21 protein-coding genes, 1 other RNA gene and 1 pseudogene are annotated in these 25,520 nt (G+C 46.6%); 14 read left to right on the plus strand and 9 right to left on the minus strand.

Annotated elements, in window-relative coordinates; all coding sequences use genetic code 11:
- Nucleotides 1-73 precede the first annotated feature (73 nt).
- Nucleotides 74-661 (plus strand): oligoribonuclease, encoded by a 588-nt coding sequence (gene orn / locus JMX98_RS03050; RefSeq protein WP_075100646.1) that lies wholly within the window; start codon nucleotides 74-76, stop codon nucleotides 659-661.
- A gap of 217 nt (nucleotides 662-878) precedes the next feature.
- Nucleotides 879-1,217, plus strand: coding sequence for a hypothetical protein (locus JMX98_RS03055; protein ID WP_201584634.1), 339 nt, complete (start codon nucleotides 879-881; stop codon nucleotides 1,215-1,217).
- Nucleotides 1,218-1,279: 62 nt separating this feature from the next.
- On the opposite strand, the pseudogene JMX98_RS03060 reads toward JMX98_RS03055, so the two are convergent.
- The 3 genes and pseudogenes from JMX98_RS03060 to JMX98_RS03070 form a co-directional block, all read right to left on the minus strand.
- Nucleotides 1,280-1,982 (minus strand): annotated as a pseudogene (locus JMX98_RS03060) (IS1 family transposase).
- A gap of 83 nt (nucleotides 1,983-2,065) precedes the next feature.
- Complete coding sequence (locus JMX98_RS03065) at nucleotides 2,066-2,908, minus strand: UDP-2,3-diacylglucosamine diphosphatase (RefSeq protein ID WP_201584641.1); 843 nt, start codon at nucleotides 2,906-2,908, stop codon at nucleotides 2,066-2,068.
- Between the two features lie 57 nt (nucleotides 2,909-2,965).
- Nucleotides 2,966-3,481, minus strand: coding sequence for a peptidylprolyl isomerase (locus JMX98_RS03070; protein WP_201584645.1), 516 nt, complete (start codon nucleotides 3,479-3,481; stop codon nucleotides 2,966-2,968).
- A gap of 241 nt (nucleotides 3,482-3,722) precedes the next feature.
- Between JMX98_RS03070 and JMX98_RS03075 the strand changes: the two genes are divergently transcribed.
- From JMX98_RS03075 to JMX98_RS03090, 4 genes are all read left to right on the plus strand, one after another.
- The gene (locus tag JMX98_RS03075) at nucleotides 3,723-5,450 is read left to right on the plus strand and encodes a glutamine--tRNA ligase/YqeY domain fusion protein (RefSeq protein WP_198336608.1); all 1,728 of its coding nucleotides are present in this window, start codon (nucleotides 3,723-3,725) and stop codon (nucleotides 5,448-5,450) included.
- Between the two features lie 365 nt (nucleotides 5,451-5,815).
- A complete protein-coding gene (locus JMX98_RS03080) occupies nucleotides 5,816-6,454 on the plus strand; it encodes a peroxiredoxin (protein ID WP_201584647.1) in 639 nt (212 codons plus the stop codon).
- A 295-nt stretch (nucleotides 6,455-6,749) separates the two neighbouring features.
- Nucleotides 6,750-7,412, plus strand: coding sequence for a glutathione S-transferase family protein (locus tag JMX98_RS03085; RefSeq protein ID WP_201584649.1), 663 nt, complete (start codon nucleotides 6,750-6,752; stop codon nucleotides 7,410-7,412).
- A gap of 511 nt (nucleotides 7,413-7,923) precedes the next feature.
- Complete coding sequence (locus JMX98_RS03090; RefSeq protein ID WP_201584652.1) at nucleotides 7,924-8,856, plus strand: META domain-containing protein; 933 nt, start codon at nucleotides 7,924-7,926, stop codon at nucleotides 8,854-8,856.
- 137 nt (nucleotides 8,857-8,993) lie between these two features.
- Here the strand turns inward: JMX98_RS03090 and ruvC are convergent, their stop codons facing one another.
- The gene (gene ruvC, locus JMX98_RS03095) at nucleotides 8,994-9,578 is read right to left on the minus strand and encodes a crossover junction endodeoxyribonuclease RuvC (protein WP_105243865.1); all 585 of its coding nucleotides are present in this window, start codon (nucleotides 9,576-9,578) and stop codon (nucleotides 8,994-8,996) included.
- A 153-nt stretch (nucleotides 9,579-9,731) separates the two neighbouring features.
- Between ruvC and JMX98_RS03100 the strand changes: the two genes are divergently transcribed.
- The gene (locus tag JMX98_RS03100) at nucleotides 9,732-10,352 is read left to right on the plus strand and encodes an FxsA family protein (RefSeq protein WP_192995148.1); all 621 of its coding nucleotides are present in this window, start codon (nucleotides 9,732-9,734) and stop codon (nucleotides 10,350-10,352) included.
- A 125-nt stretch (nucleotides 10,353-10,477) separates the two neighbouring features.
- Here the strand turns inward: JMX98_RS03100 and ssrS are convergent.
- Nucleotides 10,478-10,673: non-coding RNA, 6S RNA (ssrS, locus tag JMX98_RS03105), on the minus strand.
- Nucleotides 10,674-10,839: 166 nt separating this feature from the next.
- Between ssrS and gpmI the strand changes: the two genes are divergently transcribed.
- Nucleotides 10,840-12,495: a 2,3-bisphosphoglycerate-independent phosphoglycerate mutase gene (gene gpmI / locus JMX98_RS03110; protein ID WP_201584654.1), complete on the plus strand. Its 1,656-nt coding sequence runs from the start codon at nucleotides 10,840-10,842 to the stop codon at nucleotides 12,493-12,495.
- Between the two features lie 374 nt (nucleotides 12,496-12,869).
- Nucleotides 12,870-14,324 (plus strand): S41 family peptidase, encoded by a 1,455-nt coding sequence (locus JMX98_RS03115; protein ID WP_201584656.1) that lies wholly within the window; start codon nucleotides 12,870-12,872, stop codon nucleotides 14,322-14,324.
- A 52-nt stretch (nucleotides 14,325-14,376) separates the two neighbouring features.
- Here JMX98_RS03115 and JMX98_RS03120 read toward each other — a convergent pair whose 3' ends face one another.
- The 3 genes from JMX98_RS03120 to JMX98_RS03130 all read right to left on the minus strand — a co-directional run bounded on the left by JMX98_RS03120 (nucleotide 14,377) and on the right by JMX98_RS03130 (nucleotide 18,723).
- Complete coding sequence (locus tag JMX98_RS03120; protein ID WP_201584660.1) at nucleotides 14,377-16,092, minus strand: sigma-54-dependent transcriptional regulator; 1,716 nt, start codon at nucleotides 16,090-16,092, stop codon at nucleotides 14,377-14,379.
- A gap of 130 nt (nucleotides 16,093-16,222) precedes the next feature.
- Nucleotides 16,223-17,995, minus strand: coding sequence for a sensor histidine kinase (locus JMX98_RS03125; RefSeq protein ID WP_201584663.1), 1,773 nt, complete (start codon nucleotides 17,993-17,995; stop codon nucleotides 16,223-16,225).
- Nucleotides 17,996-18,087: 92 nt separating this feature from the next.
- Nucleotides 18,088-18,723 carry a response regulator gene (locus JMX98_RS03130; protein ID WP_075100658.1) on the minus strand — a complete coding sequence of 212 codons (636 nt, stop codon included), beginning with the start codon at nucleotides 18,721-18,723 and terminating at the stop codon, nucleotides 18,088-18,090.
- A 414-nt stretch (nucleotides 18,724-19,137) separates the two neighbouring features.
- On the opposite strand from JMX98_RS03130, the gene JMX98_RS03135 reads away from it, so the two are divergent.
- Nucleotides 19,138-20,226, plus strand: coding sequence for a serine hydrolase (locus JMX98_RS03135; RefSeq protein WP_201584665.1), 1,089 nt, complete (start codon nucleotides 19,138-19,140; stop codon nucleotides 20,224-20,226).
- 160 nt (nucleotides 20,227-20,386) lie between these two features.
- Nucleotides 20,387-21,067, plus strand: coding sequence for a thiamine phosphate synthase (locus JMX98_RS03140; RefSeq protein ID WP_201584667.1), 681 nt, complete (start codon nucleotides 20,387-20,389; stop codon nucleotides 21,065-21,067).
- A 101-nt stretch (nucleotides 21,068-21,168) separates the two neighbouring features.
- Here the strand turns inward: JMX98_RS03140 and JMX98_RS03145 are convergent, their stop codons facing one another.
- On the minus strand, nucleotides 21,169-21,498 hold the full coding sequence (locus tag JMX98_RS03145) for a TraR/DksA family transcriptional regulator (RefSeq protein WP_075100661.1): 330 nt from the start codon (nucleotides 21,496-21,498) through the stop codon (nucleotides 21,169-21,171).
- Nucleotides 21,499-21,956: 458 nt separating this feature from the next.
- Between JMX98_RS03145 and JMX98_RS03150 the strand changes: the two genes are divergently transcribed.
- From JMX98_RS03150 to fba, 3 genes are all read left to right on the plus strand, one after another.
- Nucleotides 21,957-23,159 (plus strand): phosphoglycerate kinase, encoded by a 1,203-nt coding sequence (locus tag JMX98_RS03150; protein ID WP_201584670.1) that lies wholly within the window; start codon nucleotides 21,957-21,959, stop codon nucleotides 23,157-23,159.
- A 264-nt stretch (nucleotides 23,160-23,423) separates the two neighbouring features.
- The gene (locus tag JMX98_RS03155) at nucleotides 23,424-23,810 is read left to right on the plus strand and encodes a hypothetical protein (protein WP_201584672.1); all 387 of its coding nucleotides are present in this window, start codon (nucleotides 23,424-23,426) and stop codon (nucleotides 23,808-23,810) included.
- Between the two features lie 502 nt (nucleotides 23,811-24,312).
- The gene (gene fba / locus JMX98_RS03160) at nucleotides 24,313-25,350 is read left to right on the plus strand and encodes a class II fructose-bisphosphate aldolase (protein ID WP_075100769.1); all 1,038 of its coding nucleotides are present in this window, start codon (nucleotides 24,313-24,315) and stop codon (nucleotides 25,348-25,350) included.
- The last annotated feature ends 170 nt before the right edge of the window (nucleotides 25,351-25,520 follow it).

A 25,520-nucleotide genomic window follows, 5' to 3' on the forward strand; every position in this document is an offset into this window, starting at 1 on the left:
CTTGTCACTGTAGATAGAACGGCACTTTTTATATAAAAACTTGCTCCAAACATTATTGACCATAGGATATTTTATGACTACCGGCGACCATCCCAATAAAATTAAGATCAAAAATCAAGGCAAAAAAGGGCTGGTGTGGATTGACTTAGAAATGACCGGACTTGATACCTTAAACGATGAGATTATCGAGATTGCCACTGTCGTGACTGACGAAGATTTAAACGTCCTTGCAGAAGGGCCGGTGTTTGCGATTAAAGTATCCGATCAGGTATTAAACAAAATGGATGACTGGAACACCAAGCAACATGGTCAGTCAGGTCTGATCGATCGGGTGCGCCGTAGTAAGGTGACGCTGGCAGAGGCTGAAGCGGAAACCATTAAATTTTTGAATAAGTGGGTCGATAGCGGTAAGTCGCCGATGTGCGGTAACTCGATCTGTCAAGATCGTCGCTTTTTGGCGCGACAAATGCCAGAGCTGGAGCGGTTCTTTCATTATCGCAACCTTGACGTGTCATCGATTAAAGAGCTGTGCTTTCGCTGGCGCCCTGATATCTTAAAAAACTTTGAAAAGGGCGGCAGCCATCTTGCGTTAGATGATATCCGTGATTCTATTCGTGAGCTAAAGCATTATCGTCAGCACTTTTTTAAACTGATGCCTTAATAAGATTGATAAGTTAAGCTCGATAAGTAATGAGCTTGCACTTAATAAGTGAATAGTCAATTATAAAGGGTCTGCTAAATAGTTAGCGGACCCTTATTTTATGACATCATTTGGTTTATAAAAAAGGGTAGTGGTTTGAAAAGTATGCTGAAACTGGGATTGTTGCTAACTATAGGCTATACTAGACAGGTATCAAAAGTAAAAAAAAGGATTTATCATGAAAAAATTTGCGCTCGTTTGTGTATCTATCCCCTTGCTTTTGGCTGCTTGTCAGTCAACTGTCATGCCAATTCCAAAACCTACGCCAAACTCGACGCTCGAACAAACGGTAAGCCAAACCTTAATTATCATGTACAATCCCAGCATCGGCAAACAAGCCTTGCTAAAAGCCGTTGCCGACCATCAAGCCACGATTGTTTATGATTACAAAATCCTTAATGGCATGGCGATTCGCTTGCCGGCGGGCACAGATATGAACCAAGCGATCAAGGATTTTAGGCAGGTGCAGGGTGTCGTCAGTGTGGAAAAAGATACGATTCAAACTATATTACAATGAATATAAGTTAACAATCTTTTCAAGCAAAACGATAATTGGCTGTGGTATAAAAAGAATGCTCACTATACCCAGCCATAATTGACATAGTGAAACAGTAAATCGAATGCTTTAAAATGATTTTCTAATTTCTTAGAAAAACAACACGTCTTTCGGAATACACGCCTAAGCCTTTGCCTAAAGCGATTGTTGTTGCCTTCAATATCAACCGTATGGCGTTTACCTACTTGTTTAAAGTCAAAATCAAAGGCGATTAAAAAGCTATCCCAGTTATCACAGCAGATATAGCCAAAGTCAATGCACAACGCATCAAGCTTGGCTCTTAGCTCTCTAGCCGTCTTTAGATTACGTTTACCCCATACGAAGGCAACAATCTCACTGGTATCTGAGTCGTATGCATAGACTAGCCATACCTTGTTCTTCTTACGCCCCACATACGTCCAAAACTCATCAACTTGCAGTTTTCGATAATATCGTTGTTTGGGTTTTATATCATGGTTTGAATTGACCAAAACGCTTAATACTTTGTACTTGCTAACTTTCTCAATGACAACAATGTCAGCAACACTACAGCCTCGAACTAGCATCAAACGTATCTTGGCATTGATTTCGATTTTGCATCCTTGGTAGCTTAAATCCATCTCATGGATGAATTGCCGATGGCAGTCTTTGCATCGATAATTCTGTTTACCATAGATTTTCCAGCCATTTTTTCTTTATACTTAAACCCAGACAGCTTGGGCATCTGATTGTAATTTGTGTCTTCATAACCTCAAATTAGCATCTTTTTCTCAAGCTGTCTTTTTTATTTCACCTCAGCATACTTTTCAAACCACTACCTAAAAAAGAAGCTAGACCTGTAATTTAAGTTCAACCAGTTCAAAGTTAGCTTTATTGCTATCTGAGTGTGCATTAGTGATAATCACACCAATCACTGCACTGACGGTTGTTTTACGGGTATCTTTATTTAGCAGCCGCCAATCACCCAGCACGTAGCGTTTTTTATCTGTCGTTGCTTGATGGATATCTGGACGATGGGTATGGCCATGTAGCAGCGCATCGCTATTAGCCACGGCTTGTATTACCGCCTCATCGTTGACATCCATAATGTGAGCGGCTTTGTTAGCATTGTTTTGTTGGCTTTTTTGGCGCATTTTTTCCGCGATAGCCAAGCGTTTTTCTAGGGATTTATTGAGCAGATACCACTGGGTTAGACGGTTGCGCATGATTTTACGAAAAAACTGATATTTTTTATCATCGGTACAGAGCGCGTCGCCATGCTCGAGACGGTAGTGTTGCTGTCCCACAGCTAAGCTATACGGCTCATCAATCAGCTCCCCGCCAAACAGGTTGCAAAACGGCTGACCTAGCAGAAAATCACGATTGCCATGCATCACCAATATCTCACAGCCCTTGATACGCAGTTGTTTTAATTTAGCGATAAGCGGGGTGAGCCAGTGGGTTTGGCGCGCATCATCTGACAGCGTCAAATAAGCGTCATCACCGATCCAGACCTCAAACCAATCGCCTAAGATAAATAAGCGTTTGAGGACGGGCAGGGCCAGACAGTCATCAAGTAGCGCCAAAAAAGCCTGCACTAAGGCAGGCTCCTCTGGCGATAAATGCAAATCGCTGATGAATACTTGCCGCACCTCATGTGGGCGGGTCGTTATCAGATGATTAAACGTTTGCATTTATCATAATCCTTGTCATCTATTGTCAGACTATCAGTAACACTTACTTATCACGACCTACTGAGAAACGATGGTCGCAGAGTTGATAACGACAGGCTCTTTTGGCACATCAGCATGCATGCCGAAGCGACCGGTTGGTACGCCGCGCATTTTGTCGATGACATCCATACCGCTGGTGACTTTACCAAATACTGTATAACCCCAGCCTTGCATGTTTTTGCCAGAGTGGTTGAGGAAGTCATTGTCTTTGACATTGATAAAGAATTGGCTGGTCGCTGAATGCGGATCTTGCGTACGCGCCATGGCGATAGTGCCTTTGTCATTCTTTAGGCCATTGTCCGCTTCGTTTTCGATAGGAGCATTGGTTGATTTTTCATTCATCTCAGCGTCCATACCGCCGCCTTGAATCATAAAGCCATCGATGATGCGATGAAAAATTGTGCCGTCATAATGGCCAGATTTTACGTAGTTTAAGAAGTTTTCTACGGTTTTTGGTGCTTTTTCTTCGTTGAGTTCGATGACGATCGCACCCATATTGGTGTCTAGTTGTACTACTGGCGGCATGTCTACCATGTGATATTCCTTTTTTGATTGCAGCGCCTTAAATGACGCTGTCAAGTGGTGGTTAAAAGTGGGTGGTTAAAAAGTTATGGCTAGTCTAACGGCTTTTTTGTCGTCTGTCATGTATCAGGCTGTTAATGCCTTTGCAAAAGCTGATAGAATAACGCAACGTTATCTTTTATCAGTCTTTTTTAATTTATCATTTTTGAGCGTGGTAACACGCGCTGAATACTTGCGCTAGGAGCAATGAGTAATGAGTGAGCACTCAAGCAATAATGCACAAAAAAACGACTTTATTCGTAATATCATTCGTGATGATATTAAGGCGCAAAAATACCCCCAAATCGTAACGAGATTTCCCCCTGAACCAAACGGCTATTTGCACTTGGGTCATGTCAAATCAATCTGTCTAAACTTTGGTATTGCTGAGGAGTTTGGCGGGGTCTGTAATTTGCGTTTTGATGACACCAACCCAACGGCAGAAAAACAAGACTTCATCGACAATATCGAAAACGATGTCAAATGGCTTGGGTTTGAGTGGGCAGGCGAGGCGCATCATGCCTCAGGTTATTTTGATCAGCTCTATGCGTGGGCGGTGCAGCTTATCGAGCAGGGCGACGCTTATGTGGATTTGCAGTCGCCTGAACAAATCCGCGACAACCGCGGCTCATTTAATGAGGCAGGTACGCCATCACCGCAACGTGATGCCAGTGTCGCAGAAAACTTAGCGCGCTTTAATGAGATGAAAGACGGCAAGTTTGCCGAAGGCGAAGCGGTGCTACGTGCCAAGATTGATATGGCCAGCCCAAACATGAACATGCGTGACCCTGTCATCTACCGCGTCATGCACCAAGCGCATCATCAAACCGGCGATAAATGGTGCATCTATCCGATGTATGACTTTGCCCATCCGCTCTCTGATGCGCTCGAAGGTATTACTCATTCGTTGTGTACACTGGAGTTTGAAGACCATCGTCCGTTTTATGATTGGACGGTAGAAAAAATCGGCTTTGAAGTGCCGCCGCATCAGTATGAGTTTAGTCGCTTAAATGTCGACCACACCATGACCAGTAAGCGCAAGCTCAAACAGTTGGTCGATGAAGGGGTGGTGAGCGGCTGGGATGACCCGCGTATGCCGACCATCGCAGGCATGCGCCGCCGTGGTTATACGCCAGAAGGTTTGCGCGATTTTTGTGAGCGCGTTGGCGTGACCAAAGTCGACAGCGTTGTTGATTTTCGTCTATTAGAATTCAGCATTCGTCAATCACTCGAGACGACGACCGCGCGCGGCATGGCGGTGCTTAAGCCGTTAAAAGTGACGATTACTAACTTTAGCGATGCGGTCAGCAGCTGGGAGTCACAAAAGGCCGATAGCGTCAATGCGCGCTGGGATGAAGACGCTCAGACTCTATGGCTCAAGCAGCCAAAACATCCCAACATCGATATGGGTGAGCGTGAGATTCCATTTACCGAAACCCTTTATATCGACCAAGGCGACTATGAGATTGAGCCGCCAGCCGGTTATAAGCGCCTGTCACCAGCAAAGCCAGAAATCCGCCTGCGTAACACTTATGTGCTGGCCGTGACTGAACACATTACTGACGATGCTGGCAATGTGACCGAGCTAAAAGCGACGATTGATCCTGCGACATTGGGCAACAACCCTGAAGGCCGCAAAGTCAAAGGCGTGATTCATTGGGTATCAGCCAGCCTTGGCGTGCCTGCGACCGTGCGTATGTATGAGCAGTTATTTAGTGTCGAGGACCCAGGTAGTGCCAGTGATGTGCATCAAGTACTCAATCCCAATTCATTGACTGAGCTTGCAGCAGTGGTTGAGCCCTCACTTGCCAACGCAGATGCTGGCACGCGCTTTCAGTTTGAGCGTGAAGGCTACTTCATCGCCGATAGCGAAGAGCACACCAGTGACAAGCCGGTATTTAACCAAATTGTCAGCTTACGCGACAGTTATAAGCCAGCTTAATGCATAGCCTTTGAGCTTGCCCTTAGGGCTTAACGTCAAATCATTGTCCTTTTATACTGACCCATCTCTAGTGCGCTAGGGGTGGGTTTTTATGAATTTTGCTTGTGGGATACAGGCATGGTAGTTCAATGCGCTATGCTACCTATATACTGGTTTATTTAGTGATAAATGGAATAAACGCATTACAATCCTTCACAAGACATTCATAACCAGTTTGGTACTATAAAGTGAGTTTTTATTGATGCACTAGACGGGATAAGCAAATGATCAAACCGTCTCGCACATTGCAATAATCGGTTTATAATAATAGGGCGCATAAGACAGTAAGATCGGCGCTCATCATTCATATAAATAAGGAATTTAGTATGGCACATTTACGTTTAGGCGACACCGCACCAAACTTTGATGCAACCACCACAGAGGGTGATATTAATTTTTATGATTGGTCGGGTGATAGCTGGGTGGTATTGTTTTCGCATCCTGCCGACTATACACCAGTTTGTACCACTGAGCTTGGCCGCACCGCTGCATTGGGCGGTGAGTTCCAAAAACGCAATGTCAAGCCGATTGCTTTGTCAGTGGACGGCTTAGAAGATCACAAAGGCTGGGTCAGCGACATCGAAGAGACACAAGGCGCTGCGGTGAAATTCCCTATCATTGCAGACTCTGATCGCACGGTTGCGGATTTGTATGACATGATTCACCCAAATGCTGATAACACCGCGACAGTTCGCAGCGTGTTTATCATTGATCCAAACAAAAAAGTACGTCTGACCCTGACCTATCCAGCCAGCTGTGGTCGTAACTTTGATGAGATCGTTCGGGTCATCGATGCGCTACAGTTGTCTGATGAATATAATGTTGCCACACCAGTCGACTGGAAAGATGGCGACGATGTGATCATCCCGCCAAGTGTCAAAAACGAAGACATCCCTGCCAACTATCCAAAAGGCCATACAGAAATTAAGCCCTATCTACGTACCACACCTGCCCCTAATAAATAAATGGCAGTGAATGGCAAGTCGCATGATACAAAGTCTCACGACGTAAAGTTGTGAGGCTTTTTTTATATCTCAATCATCGTATTTATCTTGCTTTAGGCCTCTGCCGTGGCAAAAGACAAGAAAGCTTTGCTATGGTGCGCTGAGTAAGCTATAACTATGATAGAGCGTCAGGATGTGAGCCAGATTTGAGTGGGTCGTAGCCACTCAATACGAATACTCAGCAAGGCTCGTTACTCATTACAATAATGGCTGGCAGCGCTAAATCGTTATCTATCTATTTTACAAGGAGTTTATTATGAAAAAACTATACGTCACTCGTACTGCCCCAAACCCGCGTAAAGCTTTGATACTTTTGGCATCAAAAGGGATTGATGTCGATGACATGGATGACGTCGATGTGATAGATATCGACTTTGCAGCCAACGAGCAGATTTCGGCGGAATTTACCAAGATCAATCCGATGCAGACGGTACCGGTTTTGACCTTAGACGATGGGACGGTGCTCAACGACTCACAAGCGGTCTGTGAGTATCTAGACCGCGTCTATGGCGAGCGCTCTGTGATGGGAAATGATGTGGTACAGCGCGCGCAAGTTTGCGCCATGCGCCGGATCGCTGAGCTTGAGGTGTTGTACAACCTAATGCTGGCGTTTCAGCACAGTCATCCTTCCAAGGCTCAGCGTGTCGAGCAGGTTCCTGAGTTTGTCCAGCCATCTATCGCCCGTGCTACCAAAGCCATGGGCTATTTTGAGAACGCTTTAGTAGGTCGCGACTATCTCGTGGGTGAGCAATTAAGCTTTGCCGATATTGTGCTGTATTTGGGGTTGGATTTTGGCAAAATACTTAAAGTTGACCCAAGTGAGCAAGGTGAAAACCTAGCGCGCTTTTATCAAAAAATGAATGAGCAGTTTAGTATCAAAAATATGGCAAAAGCCAAGCCCGTAGATGGCAGTAAGTGATGAGAGATTGACACGAGAGATTGATAAGTAGTCGGCTGCTTACTTCTTAAGTGTATCCTTAACTAGGGCGTGTCCTCAATTCAATCGATAGTAATCTAAATGGGTTAAAAATGGCTAAATCTGGTCAAATGAGGACACGCCCTAGCTGCTCAATTAACCTTTCAACTGCTGACAGCTTGTATTCAATTAAAACAGCCTATCTCATGATTGGCTGTTTTTTTATGCAGGTTAATAAGGCGTTATAATCAAGCCAAGATAGAAGCTGCAAGATAGTAACTCACGACTACTAGCACTAAAACATGGATTTGGGAACTGTTTTTAAAAGATGTAATAAAAATAAACATTTTATTACATAGTGCAGTAGACACAGCGTTATAGTGAGCAATCTATCCTGAGCTTTTAGACGTTGCATAAGAAGCTTTGTAATAGAGCTTAAATGATATTTGACAGTTTTTTGGCCACATCTGTTTTATACAAAAAAAGAAACCAAGCTTACTAAGAGGTACGTTGTATGGTAAGTAAAACCGCAAAACCCGCTTCGAAATGGCTACTATTACCAAGCATGCTAGTAGCAAGCCTAGCGCTGGGCGCTTGTCAAAAATCCACTGCGCCTGCTGATGGCGACACGGTGGATCGTCATGAAGCGGCGGTAACCAGTGAAACAGATGGCGCTACGCCAATAGACGAGATGAATGTAGAGAATACGGATACAGACGATGGCCGTGATGATAAGCTGACGGTAGAGCAAAAAATGATCGAAAACCTATCACGCTATCGTTGGACGCTATCGGATATTCAGAATGCTGGCAGTGGGCCCTCGGTGTCTATGCTGGCTGATATCAAAGACCAAGTATCATTACTGTTTAATCAAAATCAAGGGCAAGACACTTTGAGCTATAGCGTTGGCTGCAATGCTATGAGCGCGGTTTATCAGCTGCAGGGTAATACGTTGACCACCGAAGAGAGCATGAGTACACAAATGCTCTGCCAAGATCTCAATGAGGCTGAAAATCGTCTGAACACATTGATGCAGGGTACGAGTGAGTTGAGCGTGACGACAGATGAGCGGCCCTTACTCACGCAAGTGACCAGCGATGAGGTGACGTTGACTTGGAAAGGGCGGCTGACCTCACAGGCGAAATATAATAGCAAAGGAAAAACCGTCTTTTGGGCCGTCAATGCCAAAAAAGCCCCTTGCACCGCTGAGGGGACGCAGCAGTGTTTGCAAGTCAAACCCATCACTTATGATGATCAAGGTATCAAGACCAGTGAAGGTAAATGGGCTGCGTTCACGGGCGAAATCGAAGGCTATCAGCATGACGGCAAGCATGATGAAGTGCTGCGTCTCCAGCGCTATCAGTTGGATACCGAAGATGCAGAAGTCAAAGGTGAAGAATACGCTTATGTACTCGATGCTGTGATAGAAAGTAGCGTGGTAGAGTGAGGCTTTTACAGTAAGTTGGTTGGTCGTTTTGGCTATTTAAAACGAGGGCGAGATAGCCAAAATGATTTAAAAAAACACGCGTTCAAATGACGCGTGTTTTTTATGTCTGATGACTTGCAGACAAATAGCTTGATGACCTAACGTAAATTGCCCAAGTCTTCTTCTGTTAGCCGCCAGCGGCCTTTTTTCTTAGAGCTGCCGCGCCCGCGCATGGCGCTGTTTAATATCAGTTTGTTCATCGAATGGCTGGAGTGGGCATGACAAATCGCACAAGCAAGGCCGTCGGCGGCATCTTGCTGTGGCACGACGTCTAACGATAGTATACGGCATACCATCTCCTGCACTTGCTCTTTGGCCGCTGCGCCATAGCCGCAAACCGCCTGCTTGATCTGACGAGCAGTGTACTCCGACACCTCTAAGTCTAGTGCTACCATCGCGGCGATGGCGGCACCGCGGGCTTGACCGAGCTTTAGCGCTGAGTCTGGGTTTTCGGCCATAAATACTTGTTCGATTGCCGTATGAATTGGCTCGTCAGTATATTTTAGATGGTGCTGAGTAATACGCGTCAACCCATTAAAAATACGCTTTAAGCGCTCAGGCATCTCCTTGGTTTCTGTGCGAATGGTGCCTGCATCGATATAAGTCAGTTTGTCGCCGGTTTGTTGCACGATGCCATAACCGGTCATACGCGAGCCTGGGTCAATCCCAATAATAATTGCCATAGTATTCCGTCTTACTTACATTTTGTTTTATATCTTAAAAATCCGCTATAAGTTTGATAGTATAGCAATCAATCCCCATATACATCATATGTTAGCCATCTTAATTTGTATGGCGCTTTATTTATTGGTTTTTATTTTATAGGACGACACTTTATGGGTCAGATCGTTGGTATCGCCATTGTTTGGTTTATTATTGAGATGCTGCTGTGGTATTTGCTTGCCCAGTTTATGAGTGGCTGGTGGGTATTTATGTGGTTTATCATTGCCGCTGTCATCGGTGTGTCACTGATGCGCAAAGGTATGGCCGCGCTCAACCCGATGGCGCAGCAGATGAAAGCAGGTGGCATGATGAATCCAGCGATGCGCCCGCAAGAGTCTACCATGCTAAAGAGTGTGGCGATGGCGGCAGCCGGTATTTTATTACTGATACCAGGGGTACTCAGTGATTTACTAGCGTTATTGGTTGTGTTACCGCCTGTACAAAAAAAGCTGAAAGATGCGGCCAACAACTATGTCATGAACAACCAGCAAAAAATGATGGAAATGATGGCAAAACAAATGGGTGGACAGATGGGCGGTCAAAACCCATTTGGTGGCATGGGCGGTCAAAATCCGTTTGGCGGTGCAGGTGGTATGGGTGGTCAAAACCCCTTTGGTCAGCAGTCGCAAAACCCGTTTGGCGATGTCTTTAAACAGCATACTACCGTAGATGGTACGGCCAAAAGCGTGCCCAAAGATGTGAAAAAAATCACCAAGTCTGCCAATGATGAATGATAGTAAGTCGTAAAGCAAATAGCAAAAAGCCCCTTTCGTGATGAGCGAAAGGGGCTTTTTGCTGGTCTTAATGGCTTATTTATCCTTTGTATTTTACAAGCGATAAAATAAAGAGAAGACCGAATAGAACAACCGAAGTGCCGCCGTAAGATGGTGACCCATGAACCGTGAAGTTCAGGGCGGATGCGTCACTACCTCTGCAGGTTTCCTGATACACCGCAAGCGGTGCAGGCATACACAATGAGGCAATAGGTACCACATCCTAGTAAAGCATTATCGGCTCAGGGAATAAACATCTACTAGCCAACACTTCAGAATAGTTTCATCTTAACCAATGAAAAGTGTGATTGCAAGTAGCAATTACAGATTGCTACGTAGTGAAAATTTGTCAGTTTTTCAGCAATTTTCAGATATGTGCTAATATAGAGGGCTTTCAACACCCTAAGACAGCATTATAGGCGTTCATTCACTTGAGGAGCGGTAATATATGACCACGAACCAGCAACCATCAGAGTCTATCGATGACAATCAGGCACCACTTAATGACAAAAACGGCGGACAAAATAAAAAAACACCGCATGTTTTGATGATATTGGACGGCTTTGGTCATCGTGAAGAAGATAAGGATAATGCCATTGCTGCGGCCAATATGCCAAACTTGGATAAAATCTATCAGCAATATCCACATGGCCTGATCTCTGCCTCTGGAGAAGATGTGGGTTTACCAGATGGTCAGTTTGGCAACTCAGAAGTGGGACATATGAACCTCGGCGCTGGCCGCGTCCTGTATCAGGACTCAACGCGTATCTCAAACGAGTTGGCCAACCGTGAGTTTTATAAAAATCAAGCGCTGGTTGATGCAGTAAAAGCGGCAAACGACTTGGGCGGTAATGTGCATATCATGGGCTTGCTTTCTGATGGTGGGGTGCACTCGCATCAAGACCATATCGAAGCGATGTGTCACTCAGCGCTGGTACATGGTGCCAAAAACGTCTTTGTGCATTGTTTTTTAGATGGCCGCGATACGCCGCCTAAGTCTGCTGACAAATATATCGATCGCTTGCGTGATCATATCGGTAAGCTCAACGCCCACTACGAAGGTGGCCGCGTACAGATTGCCAGTATCATCGGGCGTTATTATGCCATGGACCGTGACAATCGCTGGGAGCGCGTCCAAAAAGCCTATGAGCTGATCACTGAAGGCAAAGCTGATCGCTTGGCAACGCGTGCCGATGGTGCTGTACAAGCCGCTTATAAAGCGCGCGAGACGGATGAGTTTGTCAGCCCGACGACCGTGATTGGCCGTGATGAAGTGCCTTATACAGTTGAAGACAATGACGCGCTGATCTTTATGAACTTCCGCGCTGATCGTGCTCGCGAGCTTACCCAGGCGTTTGTGCTGCCAGATCATGAGTTTTCAGGATTTGCCCGTCAAAAGCAGCCAAAGCTGGCCGCCTTTGTCATGCTGACCAAATACTCTGATGTGCTGGCTGACAACCCGCACACCAGCATCGCTTATCATCCCACCTCATTGACCAACACCCTTGGCGAGTATTTGCAAAACATTGGCAAAACGCAGCTACGTATCGCCGAAACGGAAAAGTACGCTCATGTGACGTTTTTCTTTAGTGGTGGCCGCGAAGAGGAGTATGAAGGCGAGACCCGTATCCTAGTACCATCACCTGATGTGGCCACTTATGATCTGAAGCCTGAAATGAGCGCCCCTGAAGTGACGGATAAGCTGGTCGAGGCGATTGAGTCTGGCAAGTATGATGTGCTAGTGGTCAACTATGCCAATGGTGATATGGTCGGACACACGGGTATCTTTGATGCCGCGGTGCAAGCGGTAGAGGCGCTCGATGTCTGTATTGGCCGTCTTGAGACTGCTGTGCGCGCGGCTGGCGGCGATATGCTCATCACCGCTGATCATGGCAACTGTGAGCAAATGCAGGACTATGAAAGTGGGCAAGTGCATACTCAGCATACCACCGAGTTGGTACCGCTGATTTATATCGGCGAGCAAAAACTCACGGTGCGCAGTGGGGGTAAGCTCAGCGATATCGCTCCAACTATTTTGACCCTGATGAGTGTGGATACACCAGCTGAAATGACAGGTAAGAGCCTACTGGTTCCAGCGTCGTAAGTCTGCTTTATGATCATACGCCACCCTCATGAGTAGCGGCGTGTTGCTCATTGCGGTGAATGACGATACTGTGGCTATGCTGTGAGTTGTGCTGTAGCGGTAATATGGCTATGGTACGATAAGGACAGACAGACGTTGTACCGCCATATTATAAGGAGAGATCATGATTGTCTCTCCTTTTTTTTGCTATATTTTTAGGTGTTTTTTTTCTTGTCACGACCGCAGTCTACCAATGACAGTTAACGATTCACATACTGAGGGTCTGCAATACACTACTAGTCTTAGCTCTGCTCTTGATGCTATCTTATAAAGTCGCTATCACAGATATTTTTATAATGAAAATTACGATATTTTATGATTAACACGAGTATTTTATGCGTCCTATTTATGCCATACGCTCTTTTCTCATCAAAAAAATCAATCGCGATATCAGACGTGTATCCAGCACGCCTGCTGTATATAAGCCTGTCTTTATGGCAGCGCTGCTAGGGCTGGTCGGTGTCAATTTCTCTCAAGCGGCCGCGGCTCCCAGTCATCATTCGGCGCAGAAGCTGCAACTGATTGGCTTAAATACAGATGAAATAGATCCTGCAGAAGACAATCTATCAGATATCGCCGACATGCTAGAGGCAGCCGACGACATCGATGACTCGATAGATAGCGTTGCCGATGAAAGCGTGCTCAATGACGAGGCCGAGGTAATCGATACCGCGATACCGCCGGAGGTCGCGCATGTGTCATTGAATGCCATTTCTCCTGAGACGCTCAAAACCTTTGTCGCTGTGGTCGATTTGGTGCGCCGTGAGTATGTCGATGCGGTCAACGACGAGACGCTGTTTAATAATGCCATGAGCGGTATGTTGACCAAGCTCGATAGTCATGCTGAGTTTTTGGATGCTGAGGCTTATGAAAACCTGCGCGCCTTTACCGAAGGCGACGTAGGCGATGTCGGTATCAAGGTCAGCTATCAGCCACAAGAAGGCTACTGGGTCATCACAGAGGTCATCGATGACTCACCTGCTGACAAAAAAGGCATCGCAGTCGGCGATTATTTGCATCAGGTGGGTGAGTTTAAGCTTGATGAAAATCGCCAAACCAACGACGTTGAGCAACTGCTGACGGGTGTCGCTGGCACGCAAGTAGATGTGGTGACTTCTAAAGCGGGTCGCCGTAAACACACTACTACTTTGCAGCGAAATAACAGCCATCCGCAAACCATTGAGATAGAGCTGGTCGATGGTATTGCGGTGGTTGGGCTACCAGCCTTTCAAAACGATAGTCGTGACAGGCTGCTTGAAGGTTTGATCAATCTAGACGCGCCGGTTTCAGGCATTTTGTTGGATCTACGTGACAATCCAGGCGGCGTGCTTACCTCGGCGGTGAATGTCGCCAGTCTGTTCATGAATGATACTGATGTGGTGCAGGTACAAGCGCGCCAAAACGAGCCGCGCGTGCTGTCCACGACAGGTGAGGCCATCCTTAAGCCTTTACCTATGGTGGTGTTACAAAATCGCTACTCGGCTTCGGCGGCCGAGGTGCTTGCCAGTAGCCTGCAGGCGCAGCAGCGCGCCACTATCCTTGGGGAGGTCAGCTATGGTAAAGGATCGGTACAGTCGGTGATTCCGCTAAACGATGAGCAAGCGGTCAAACTGACGGTCGCCAACTATATGACCGCCACGGGTCAAAAGATAGATGAGATCGGGGTGACACCTGATGTGATGCTCTCTGGAAATGAGAGCACATGGCGACAGCAGGCTCTTGAGCTGGTCAAAGAGCGCGCCTTAACGTCAGGCGTTCGTTTTGTCCGAAAGCCCAACCGCGCACAGTGAGCCCAATCTAAGTCATATAATGGTCGCCCATGCCATAGATCGTCTTTGGTCCTTATTCAAGCTGGTCTTCATCGATTTCTAGTTTTTTCATGCGGTAACGTAAAGAGCGAAAAGTCGTGCCCAGCAGTTCAGCGGCTTGGGTTTTATTCCAGCCTGTTTGCTTTAGTGCGGTGATGATCAGCTGTTTTTCTTGCGCTTGTAAATAATGCTCTAAGCCTTGGGCGGGTAAGCCTGTATTGTTAATGTTTTTTGTCTCGTTTGGCGCTTGTACGGCCTGATTGGCCGTTTTTATGTTTTCGGCGCTGTCGACCTGCGCTGTTTTTGGGTGATTGGCCGCCGCACCTTTGATGACAGAAGGGTAGTGCTGAGTATGGGTGCGATAAGGATGCAAGTTGCTGGCCGAAGTCGGGGCTTGGATAGGTTGAACCTTCTCATCGTGTGCTGCTGAGCTGTCTATAGGCGCCCTTTGTCCCGATGGGCTGTTTGGTAAAAGCGTGTCTGCTGAAGCAAGATGAGTGCGGGCGGCAGGTGTTTCAGCTGTTGGTGCTGTACCTTGCGTAGCTGCGTTTACCGCATGCGGCTCTGTATCCGTCGGCGTCAACGCAGGCAGACCCAGATGGTTTATATCGATATTTGGCGTTTCTGCTAGGGTTACTGCACGCTCAAGCAGGTTACGCAGCTCGCGCACGTTGCCTGCAAAGTCATGATGTTGCAAACGCTCACAGGCGGCTGCCGTCAGTGAAGGCGGCGTCTCCAATTGCCACTCTTCAGCGATCAAGGCTAAAAAGTGTGTCGCTAGTACAGGTATGTCATCACGGCGCGCGTTGAGCGTCGGTAGTTTTAATTCAATGACGTTGATGCGATAGTAGAGATCTTGGCGAAACGTGCCAGCCTGCACCAGCTGGGCCAAATCTTTATGAGTTGCAGACAATATGCGAATATCGACAGGTATCTCTTTGGTATCACCGATGGCTCTTACCGTTTTTTCTTGAATGGCGCGCAGAAGTTTGACTTGCATCGCTAGCGGCAAGTCAGCCACTTCATCTAAAAATAAAGTCCCGCCATTGGCTTGCTGAAACAGGCCTTGTTTGTCAGCGACCGCGCCCGTGAAGCTGCCTTTTTTATGGCCAAAAAACTCTGACTCCATCAGCTCGGAGGGTATGGCGCCGCAATTCACAGGTACAAAGCTACCATCACGGCGTGGACTGAGATCATGAATCAGTCTGGCGACCACTTCCTTACCTGTACCCGACGCGCCTGATAAAAACACCGGTGCTTGCGAGCGTGCCAGTTTTAAAATGGTGTTTTTCAGTGGTAGCATCACCGCTGAGTCGCCGATCAGCCTACTATCGAGGAGTTTTTGCTCAGGGGTGCTCTCAGGAGCGGCCTCAGGGTCGTCACCTTGGTGAGTGACTTTGAGGGCGTTTTCGACCAGTTGGCGCAGGCGCGGCAGCTCAAGTGGTTTATTGACAAAATCAAAAGCGCCAAGCTTGAGGGCTTCGATGGCCAAATCCATACTACCATGCGCGGTAATAACGGCAATGGGCGTGTTGGTGCTGCCACTGATTTCTTTGACTAGCTCCAGCCCTGAGCCGTCAGGGAGCTTGAGATCCGTTAAGCAAAAGTCATACTCGCGCTCTTGCCAGTAGCCTCTTGCTTGTGACAATGTATAAGCCACATCACTTTTGATGCCCATCTTGGTTAAAGTGATTTGCATTAATCGGCACAGATCTACTTCATCATCAACGACTAGCGCGGTTTTTGTCATACATCATCTCATCGTATTCGGTAGCGAGAAATTATCAAAGCATCTATCACAATTGCAGTTAAGTGCTTACAAATGCTCAGCTTATCAGTGCGGTATTGGTACACAAATAGTAAGGTCGTACCAATGCGTTTTATACATGGGTGCAGGTATTGATGGCAGGTGCGATGAGGCGAAAGCAGGTTTTTGTGTGTTCAGGCACATATAGCAGGCGAGCTTGATTGGCTTCGCAAAAGGCTTGTGATAGATACAACCCAAGTCCTGTCCCTGCTTGATCTGTGGTAAAAAACGGATTGAACAAGTGCGGTAAATCATGCTCGAGGACCCCAGTACCACCATCTAAAATATCGATTATAACATCGTTATCTGCACAATAAATCTCGATTTCCACAAAGGCATGAGGGTGGGCGTAGCTACTATGACGCAAACCATTGCTGATTAAGTTGATTAATACTTGCTCTAGTTGGTGGGTGTCAAAGGAGATGGTCGGCTGGGTCTTAACACGCAAAAACACGTCATGCCCCTGAAAATGGTTTTCTAAAAACGCAGGCATCCATTCGGCAAGTACGATGGGCTGCTGGTTTGCTTGCTGCTGACGCGACAGCTTTAAGATGTCTTCTATAATACGATTGACGCGTTTGGTCTGCGAAAATATCATTTTATACAGCTCATGATTGGCTGCGATGTGCTCATCACTATAATCAGGGGCAGGGCTTGTCATGTCGTTACTTGCTGGTGGGTGACAGCTTTCTACGACGTCCTCCATGAGCAACTGGCTGGCTTGTGAGATGGTGGCCAGTGGGTTTCTAATCTCATGAGCAATACTGGCCGTCAGCTGTCCTAAAGACGCCAGTTTTAGTTGCTGAGCGTTGGCTTGCTCACGGCGCAAATCTTCGAGCATGACCAGTTTACTGCCGTCTTTTAGAGGGATAATCTGTACACGTAGCTTGCCAAACACCGATACATTGGCCACGGCAGGTAAGTCATAAGTAAAGGTACGCGACTGTCCTGCTGCGACAGTCAAGCAGGCTTGAAGCAGCTGCGGATGCTGCTCGTCAAGCTGCTCTTCAAAATCTGCTAATTGGGCAGCAGATGCGCTATCGAGCCTGCGCCTATCGTTTGGCGTACGACTTTCACTGGTAGTAGGTAAGGTGAGTGATGGACGATGAGGGATACTGAGCAGCTGATACGCGGCAAGATTTGCCAGCACGATATGCGCCTGATCGATGACAATAACGCCATTGACCATTTGAGTGATGACTTCTTGGTTGATAACATTTAGGCGCTCAACTTCCTTGGCATGACGGGCGGCCACTTTTTCTAACTGCACTAGGCGCTGCGAGATAGACCAGCTCAAGCCACCCACCGCCAAAAAACTGGCAGACATCAGCAGCGCATCGCCTAAGTTGGTCAAGCTCATGCTATTGGCAATGGCATAAAAAAACTGCTGATAAATAACAAAAATAATCGCCAGTAAGGTGATGATCAATGCTTGAGAGCTGTGAAGTAGCATAAAGCTTGCCGCTACCACTACCATATATAGCATGGTCAGCTGCAAGTCAGGCGCACCTGCGGTATAAAGCAGCAAGCTTAAGATGATGACATCCAAAGCCAAGCCAAAGGCCAGCTGCTGGCGCATGTGTTTGTTGACCACATAAAACAAACCGAGCAATATCATACTAAGCAGTACATAAAAGCTCAGGGTGGTTTGTTGCAAAAAACTGGGCAAAGACGCGCCGCTATCAGCACGTGCGGTGATATAGACCATGAGCATAGAAAACAAGCTCACGGCAAAGCGATAACTGCTATAAATAAGTCCTAGTTTACGCAGCTGCCGCAATGGCAGGGTGTCATTGGGGGGCGCTGAGCGGGTGATGGTCGAGACAAAACGAATAGCAGGTTTCATAAATTCACCGTCATGGGACAATCAGTACTTGCTGGCTTACAGTGCTGTCTGGCTTAGCTGGTTGACTTACTAAGCAGGCAAGTAGGCGAAGATTATGGCTGAATCAGACCATGACGAATCGCTAAATGTGTCAGTTTGACATCGCTATCGACCCCGACTTTTTCATAGATACGGTAGCGATACGTATTGATGGTTTTGACACTGACAAACAGCTGATCCGCGATTTGCTGCGGGCTTTGGCAGTTGACGACCATCATCGCTACTTGTTTTTCGCGATCACTGAGCAAATCAAAGGGCGAGCTGGCATTGTCTGATAGCAAGACGTCTGCTAACTGCTCTGCGACATCTTGGCTAAAATAGCGACCCCCTTGATAGACTTTTTTTACCGCCCGTATCATCTCGTCTAAGGGTGTGCCTTTTGTGATATAACCGTTGACCCCAGCTTTGATCAGCATAGAAGGATAAGGCTGCGCCGACATACTGCTGACTGCCAAAATCTTGATACCCATGTCTAATTGGACCAAACGTTTGGTGGCTTCAAGCCCGCCAATATTGGGCATATTGACATCGAGTAATACCACATCAGGGTGCAGCTGTTTGGCCATTTTGATCGCCATGTCGCCGCTATCGGCCTCACCGACCACCTCAATATCCGCACTGTCTGACAACATACGGCTGATACCCATACGTACCAAATCATGATCATCGACTACCAATACTTTAATCATCACTATACTCTTTACTATTTGTCAGAAGAAGGGATGTTGCCTAGCATAAATCACAGACAAAAAACTGTCTAAGGTATTTTTTTTAGTTTTTGACGATGTAAAATACTGCTAATATATTATGTGGATGTTGTTGTTTAATATATCAAATTTTGAATAATTGCCATGCTTTGGGTTAAGATATATTTCTGAAATGTGAACCAATGTTTCTATAATATAAAGTGGTTGTAGCAAAATTTGAATTGGGACAAAATAAACCATTAAATCAGCTTGATACATTAAACTTAAAAGCAAACCATGATACACTAAAAATACAAAAACTCTATACGAGTACTTACAAACCTATTCATAAACACTATGAACGTTTTTGGCGTCAGATCGTATGTATCTGGCGTGATAGCGACAGCAGGAGGCACAATGAAGCAACTACCATTAACCAAACAGCAACTGATCGCTGCCATGATTTCACTGAGTTTGGGTGGTGTGGCACAAGCTGCACTTACGATTAATGGTAGCGCTGATACAGAATCTAGCGCGCGTATCAGCTGGGGCGGTGCCGATAGCTTGTCTGAAGCTCGTAAGATTATGTACAAATCGACAGGCTCTGCTATCAAGAAAGTCGATACCGGTTATGGCACCACCAATATCACCAATACCAACAGCTTTGGCAGCAGCAATAATAGCTATACCAATAGCAATCGCTACAACACCACCTATCGTGGCGCTTTTGGCAGTAGTGATATGATTCCGATCAGCACAGACTCGCGTAGTGTAGCTGTGATCGATGCTGAAACAGGCGAGTCTATCTACGAAAAAGACGCGGATATTGCCCGTCCAATGGCCAGTATCACCAAGGTCATGACCGCGATGGTGGTACTAGATGCCGGTCTGGATATGCGTGAAGAGATTATCTTAGACGCAGAAGACTTTGTCGGCCCCAAACGTGCAAGCTCTCGTCTAAAAGTAGGAGATCGCCTCAACCGTGCCGAAATGCTACTCATGGCCTTGATGAAGTCAGAAAACCCAGCCGCAAAGAGTCTGGCGCGTAACTATCCAGGTGGATATAGTGCCTTTATGCGAGCGATGAACCGCAAAGCGCAAGACTTGGGTATGACGACTGCCTTTTTTGGTGATCCAACGGGTCTTGACAAGCGCAATGTGGCGTCATCAAATGATTTGGTCAAGATGGTGCGCGCTGCGGGTAACTACGATGTGATTCGCCGCTTCTCCACCACCAAAAGCTATGATTTCTTTGTATCAAATTACTCTCGCGGCAACCGCACATATAAAGCCAACAATACCAGCAGCTTAGTACGTGAGGGTGGCTATCCTATTGGTATCTCAAAGACCGGCTTTATCAATGAAGCAGGGCGCTGTGTGGTCATGGAAACGAGGGTCAATAACCGCCCAGCCATTATTGTTATTTTGGGCGCAAACAGCTCAGCCACGCGCTGGGGCGATGCCAAAAATATCTTAAACAGCTTGGCCACGCGTCGTACCGTATAGGTGCGGAGGTGCAGATTACTGTATAAATGCGGATGACACTGATGTCAGTATACAAACACACATACGCACGTATATAGATCAAAAATAGACAGGTAAAATAATTCAAAGGGCTGTTATATCATATAACGGCCTTTTTTATATCAAAAAGGATACTCGTGGTATGAATCACTTGCAATCGGCTGTCGTACCTCAGCTTTATTTACTGACGAACGACGATGAGTTTGAGCGACTCTATCAAAAGCTAGAGGCCGCGCTGGCAACAGGGCTGGTCGGTCTGCTGCAAGTACGCCGTAAAAAAACAGCGGCATTGCCAGATGGTGCGGCAACACTGTTGACAGAAGCCAAGCAAATTGTCGAGCTGGCACGAAGATATCAGGTACCAGTTGTGATCAATGATGATAGTGCGCTGGCGGCCAAGCTCGGTGTCGGGGTACACCTAGGTCAGCAAGATGGCAAGATGGTCGATGCCAAGCGCCAAATAAGTCCGGATCAGATTATTGGTCGTACGTGTCATGGACAAGTGGCGCTGGTCAAAGAAGCCAAGCAGCAAGGCGCAGACTATGCGGCCATGGGTGCTGTTTTTGCTTCTACGACCAAGCCCAAAGCCGATACCATCTCGTACCAGCAGCTAAAAGAAGGCTGCCAGCAAGGCATCGATATCTGCGTGATAGGCGGGTTAAGTGCTGAGAATGTCGGCGCGCTGGCAGGTTTGCCCATCAAATATGTGGCTGTTGTTGGAGATATTATGGATTTGCCTATTGCGCAGATAGCACCTCGTTGTCAGCAGTGGCAGCAAGCGTTTGCAAAGTGGCATGCCGCTGCCGGTGACGTAAAGGCCTGATGGCCAAGTATCGTCAATCCAATATAAAATCGTCCTAAAGTAGGTTAACTATATAAGCCACAAGACGAAATAAGTCACAAGGATAAGTCAAAAGCCATTCGCTATTTGGCGTGTTGCATACATAACGTAGCATAGGGCAGGGCTTCTAGGCGCTGCTCTTCGATTGGCTCGCCGCATACTTCGCACTCTCCATAACTACCGTTTTCGATACGGCTTAGCGCGTTTTCTACATAAATTAGACTTTGACGCGCCTCAGCCATGAGGTTTTTTCGCATGTCGTTTTGACGGTAGGAGATGGCTTGGTCTTCCCAGTGCTCATTGAGGTCGTCCTGTGGGTTTTGGATATGTTCTTCGATTTTGTCGATGCGAGTTTCGTACTCTTCTTTGAGTTTTAATAGGTTTTGTTTTGCCGTTTTTAGATCGATACTCATGGTTTTCTCCTAGTAGGTTGTTGTTATTATTCTCTAAACAGTTAGGCTAGCGCCCGTGTTTGGCAGAGCCTGCGTTTATTCTGGTCTAGCCTAAGGTCATCATAGTGTAGATTTATCATAAACAGCGCAATCCATGAGTGCCACCACGAAATGTTACTGGTTTTATAAAATGCTGATTTTTATCTTCAGTTTGTCGAGCCGGTTTTGTGTGATTGTCTGCTGAGTAATATTTAATCCACGCTTTGATAGGAGAGCGTGGCAGAAAACTGCTAGAATACACCGCCACAAATTCTTACTAGAGTGTTTTTGATCGGCCTGAGCGCTACCACTCAGGGGGCATAGTGCGGCATCGTATCGATGGTGTCAGTTTTATTTAGGATTGACCATAAATATGTGGTAGTAGGACTTATCGAGCAGTCCAGTGTAGATTAACAATAGATGATGTAGAGGAGCAGTTAATGAATTTTTTGCGTATGAGTGAGCTGAGCTTAACGGACAAGGTTGTATTGATTCGAGAAGACTTAAACGTGCCAATCAAAGATGGCAAAGTCAGCAGTGATGCGCGCCTACAAGCAAGCTTACCTACCATTAAGATGGCGCTAGAAAAAGGCGCGGCTGCGATTGTTTGCTCACATCTTGGGCGTCCAACCGAAGGCAGCCCTGAAGCCATTTATTCATTGGCACCGGTCGCTGATTATCTTAGCGACAAGCTGGCTGCGCCTGTGCGGTTAGACACTGACTATCTGACTCAAGGCGTGTCTATCAAAGCAGGTGAAGTGGTGCTACTAGAAAACGTCCGTTTTAACAAAGGCGAGAAGAAAAACGAAGCTGCTTTGGCAAAAAAATACGCAGATTTGTGCGATGTGTTTGTGATGGATGCCTTTGGTACCGCGCATCGCGCGCAGGCATCGACAGAGGGCGTCACTCAAGCCATGCACCAAGCAGGCAAAAAGGTCTGCGCAGGGCCGTTGTTGGCCGCAGAGCTTGATGCGCTAAGTTTGGCGTTAGAGACACCAGCTCAGCCGATGCTGGCTATCGTGGGTGGCTCAAAGGTATCGACCAAGCTTGAAGTGCTGCATAGCTTAGCTGAGGTATGTAGCCAAATCATCGTTGGTGGCGGTATTGCCAATACATTTTTGGCGGCGCAAGGTCATAGCGTTGGTGCATCATTGTATGAAGCGGATTTGATCGATAGCGCTCGCGATATTATGAGTAAAACTGAGATTTTATTGCCTGAGTTTGTGGTGGTGGCTGATAAAGGCGATATTGACTTTGCCGACTTTACTGGCTCATTACAACAAGCCACTGCGACCATTAAGTCGGTCGATGCTATCGGCGACAACGACATGATATTGGATATCGCGCCAAAAAGCGCTGAGCGCTTGGCTGAGGCTATCATCAATGCCAAGACCATTTTATGGAATGGTCCAGTTGGAGTTTTTGAAGTGGATGCTTTTGGGCAGGGTACGCAGATATTGGCCGCAGCGGTCAAAGATAGTGCTGGGTTTTCTATCGCAGGCGGCGGTGATACGCTAGCTGCCATTGATAAATATCAAGTGGCGGATGGCGTCAGTTATATGTCTACAGGTGGCGGCGCTTTCTTAGAGTTCGTCGAAGGTAAGGTGCTGCCTGCAGTTGCTGCTCTGCAAATAGACGCGTAAACCTTTAACGTTTAACGTTACTTAGTACGTTAGTAACACTAGATGTACAGCCATGATGAATCATCTAAGGTAGGCTGTGGAAATAAGAGGACGGCCATCAATATAGTACTCTGTATGACAGACTTCGGCATTGATGGCCGCCGATTATTATTAAGTCGTATTTATTTGTTTATACACTGAAAATTATTATTGCATGTCTTATTTGCACTCTATAAAATAGCGCAACCATGTATTTTGACATGCTTTATTTACGAGAGGTTTATTATGTTAAAACGTCATTTGTTACTTGCTAGCGTACTTGCTGGTACTTTTGCTATCACTGCGTGTAGCCAACAAACAGAAGAAAATACTGAAGCTGCTGTTGAGTCTGCCGGTGATGATGTTGCGGCCAACACTGAAGCCGCCGCTGTAGAGACAGAAGCTGCTGCTGCTGAAGCAGAAGTTGCTGCCCAAAATGCTGGCGCTGAAGTCGCCGAAAGCGCTGAAACTGCTGGCGCGGCTGCGACAGACGCTCTAGAAAACACAGGTGATGCAATCGCTGATGGTACCAACAAAGCAGTAGCAAACACTGCCGAAGCGGTAGCTGATGGCGCAAATGCAGTGGCTGACGGCGCAAATGATATCGCAGTTGATGCTGAGCAGCAGTACTAATAGGTTCGATAATCAGTAGCTTGTCAAAACTAGTCGCTTAGTAAATCAGCATCGTTTGACCGGTTCAAACCTTTTTTATCACTGTTTGACTACTGATAGATTGATATACAGCTCGCTAAATAAGCAGTTTTTTATGACTGCTCTATAATGGTTGTCTCATAAAACAGCTGCTTTATAAGCCCTCAAAATACTAAAAAAGCCTTGGCGATTGCCAAGGCTTTTTGTATGGTGATGGCGAAACACTACAAGCATTTCTTTATAGTCAATCCGTCACAAAATAAATAGTCAGGCAACCGCTACGAAGACAAGGCAATTTTTGCTATAATCAGCGCACGATAATGAGCGTCTATTATTGCCAGCTGCCAATGGTTTTGCCAGACGGGCAGTTTTGACATCATTGAGTGTACAGCTTTGGGCGAGTCATATAGGCAGCGCTATGTTGCTGCTATCATTTCAAAAGCTATTTTACATACTATCCAAAACTTTAATCAGAGAGCGTTTTATGGCCTTAATATCATTACGTCAACTTCTAGATCACGCCGCCGAGCATAATTACGGGGTGCCTGCTTTTAATGTCAATAACTTAGAGCAGATGCGTGCAATCATGATGGCGGCCGACGCCTGCGACTCACCGGTCATTGTCCAAGCCAGTGCTGGCGCTCGCAAATATGCAGGCTCGGCGTTTTTGCGTCATCTGATTATCGCTGCTATAGAAGAATGGCCACACATTCCTGTAGTGATGCACCAAGACCATGGTATGTCGCCCGCCATTTGCCAACGCTCTATTCAGCTTGGTTTTTCATCGGTGATGATGGACGGCTCACTGGGTGAGGACGGCAAAACCCCAATGGATTACGATTATAACGCTAGCGTCACACGCGAAGTGGTCAAGATGGCGCATGCGTGCGGCGTTTCTGTCGAAGGTGAGATTGGCTGTTTGGGTAGCCTTGAGACTGGCATGGCGGGTGAAGAAGATGGCTCAGGAGCAGAGGGTGTGTTGGACCATGAGCAGCTCTTGACCAGTGCGGACGAAGCCGAGCAGTTTGTCAAAGATACCAATGTCGATGCACTCGCCATTGCGATTGGTACCAGTCACGGTGCTTATAAGTTTACACGTCCACCGACAGGCGATATCCTATCTATCGAGCGAGTCAAAGAGATTCATGCCCGTATCCCAAACACGCATTTGGTCATGCATGGCTCGTCTTCTGTGCCGCAAGAGTGGCTCAAAGTCATCAACGAAAATGGCGGTGATATCGGTGAAACATACGGCGTGCCCGTTGAGCAAATCGTCGAGGCCATCAAACACGGTGTGCGTAAAGTAAACATCGATACCGATTTGCGGTTGGCTTCCACAGGTGCTATCCGCCAGTTTTTGGTAGAAAACCCAAGTGAGTTTGATCCACGTAAATATTTTAAAGCCTCTATGGTCGCGATGTCTGACATCTGTACCAACCGTTTTGAGGCCTTTGGTTCTGCTGGTCAAGCGCACAAGATTCGCCCAATCAGTCTTGAAGGTATGGTTGATTTTTATAACTAAGCCTGACAAGTAGGGCTGAGCTTATTAAAGAAGGCGTTTGTCATATCGATATGCAAACGCCTTTTTGCTCTAAATGGCTGGGTGTAAGGGCAAGAGGTTTATGTGTACGTTTTTACATAGGCGTTTTTAAACCAAAATATTGAGTAGTAAGCGTAGAGTATGGCGCGGTT

It is taken from the genome of Psychrobacter sp. HII-4 (genome assembly GCF_904846595.1).
Lineage (GTDB): Bacteria > Pseudomonadota > Gammaproteobacteria > Pseudomonadales > Moraxellaceae > Psychrobacter > Psychrobacter celer.

What these genes read in the sequence shown, in the direction of transcription:
- orn (WP_075100646.1), top strand. Translation starts at nt 74, where the DNA reads ATGACTACCGGCGACCATCCCAATAAAATTAAGATCAAAAATCAAGGC.
- JMX98_RS03055 (WP_201584634.1), top strand. Translation starts at nt 879, where the DNA reads ATGAAAAAATTTGCGCTCGTTTGTGTATCTATCCCCTTGCTTTTGGCT.
- JMX98_RS03065 (WP_201584641.1), bottom strand. Translation starts at nt 2,908, where the DNA reads ATGCAAACGTTTAATCATCTGATAACGACCCGCCCACATGAGGTGCGG.
- JMX98_RS03070 (WP_201584645.1), bottom strand. Translation starts at nt 3,481, where the DNA reads ATGGTAGACATGCCGCCAGTAGTACAACTAGACACCAATATGGGTGCG.
- JMX98_RS03075 (WP_198336608.1), top strand. Translation starts at nt 3,723, where the DNA reads ATGAGTGAGCACTCAAGCAATAATGCACAAAAAAACGACTTTATTCGT.
- JMX98_RS03080 (WP_201584647.1), top strand. Translation starts at nt 5,816, where the DNA reads ATGGCACATTTACGTTTAGGCGACACCGCACCAAACTTTGATGCAACC.
- JMX98_RS03085 (WP_201584649.1), top strand. Translation starts at nt 6,750, where the DNA reads ATGAAAAAACTATACGTCACTCGTACTGCCCCAAACCCGCGTAAAGCT.
- JMX98_RS03090 (WP_201584652.1), top strand. Translation starts at nt 7,924, where the DNA reads ATGGTAAGTAAAACCGCAAAACCCGCTTCGAAATGGCTACTATTACCA.
- ruvC (WP_105243865.1), bottom strand. Translation starts at nt 9,578, where the DNA reads ATGGCAATTATTATTGGGATTGACCCAGGCTCGCGTATGACCGGTTAT.
- JMX98_RS03100 (WP_192995148.1), top strand. Translation starts at nt 9,732, where the DNA reads ATGGGTCAGATCGTTGGTATCGCCATTGTTTGGTTTATTATTGAGATG.
- gpmI (WP_201584654.1), top strand. Translation starts at nt 10,840, where the DNA reads ATGACCACGAACCAGCAACCATCAGAGTCTATCGATGACAATCAGGCA.
- JMX98_RS03115 (WP_201584656.1), top strand. Translation starts at nt 12,870, where the DNA reads ATGCGTCCTATTTATGCCATACGCTCTTTTCTCATCAAAAAAATCAAT.
- JMX98_RS03120 (WP_201584660.1), bottom strand. Translation starts at nt 16,092, where the DNA reads ATGACAAAAACCGCGCTAGTCGTTGATGATGAAGTAGATCTGTGCCGA.
- JMX98_RS03125 (WP_201584663.1), bottom strand. Translation starts at nt 17,995, where the DNA reads ATGAAACCTGCTATTCGTTTTGTCTCGACCATCACCCGCTCAGCGCCC.
- JMX98_RS03130 (WP_075100658.1), bottom strand. Translation starts at nt 18,723, where the DNA reads ATGATTAAAGTATTGGTAGTCGATGATCATGATTTGGTACGTATGGGT.
- JMX98_RS03135 (WP_201584665.1), top strand. Translation starts at nt 19,138, where the DNA reads ATGAAGCAACTACCATTAACCAAACAGCAACTGATCGCTGCCATGATT.
- JMX98_RS03140 (WP_201584667.1), top strand. Translation starts at nt 20,387, where the DNA reads ATGAATCACTTGCAATCGGCTGTCGTACCTCAGCTTTATTTACTGACG.
- JMX98_RS03145 (WP_075100661.1), bottom strand. Translation starts at nt 21,498, where the DNA reads ATGAGTATCGATCTAAAAACGGCAAAACAAAACCTATTAAAACTCAAA.
- JMX98_RS03150 (WP_201584670.1), top strand. Translation starts at nt 21,957, where the DNA reads ATGAATTTTTTGCGTATGAGTGAGCTGAGCTTAACGGACAAGGTTGTA.
- JMX98_RS03155 (WP_201584672.1), top strand. Translation starts at nt 23,424, where the DNA reads ATGTTAAAACGTCATTTGTTACTTGCTAGCGTACTTGCTGGTACTTTT.
- fba (WP_075100769.1), top strand. Translation starts at nt 24,313, where the DNA reads ATGGCCTTAATATCATTACGTCAACTTCTAGATCACGCCGCCGAGCAT.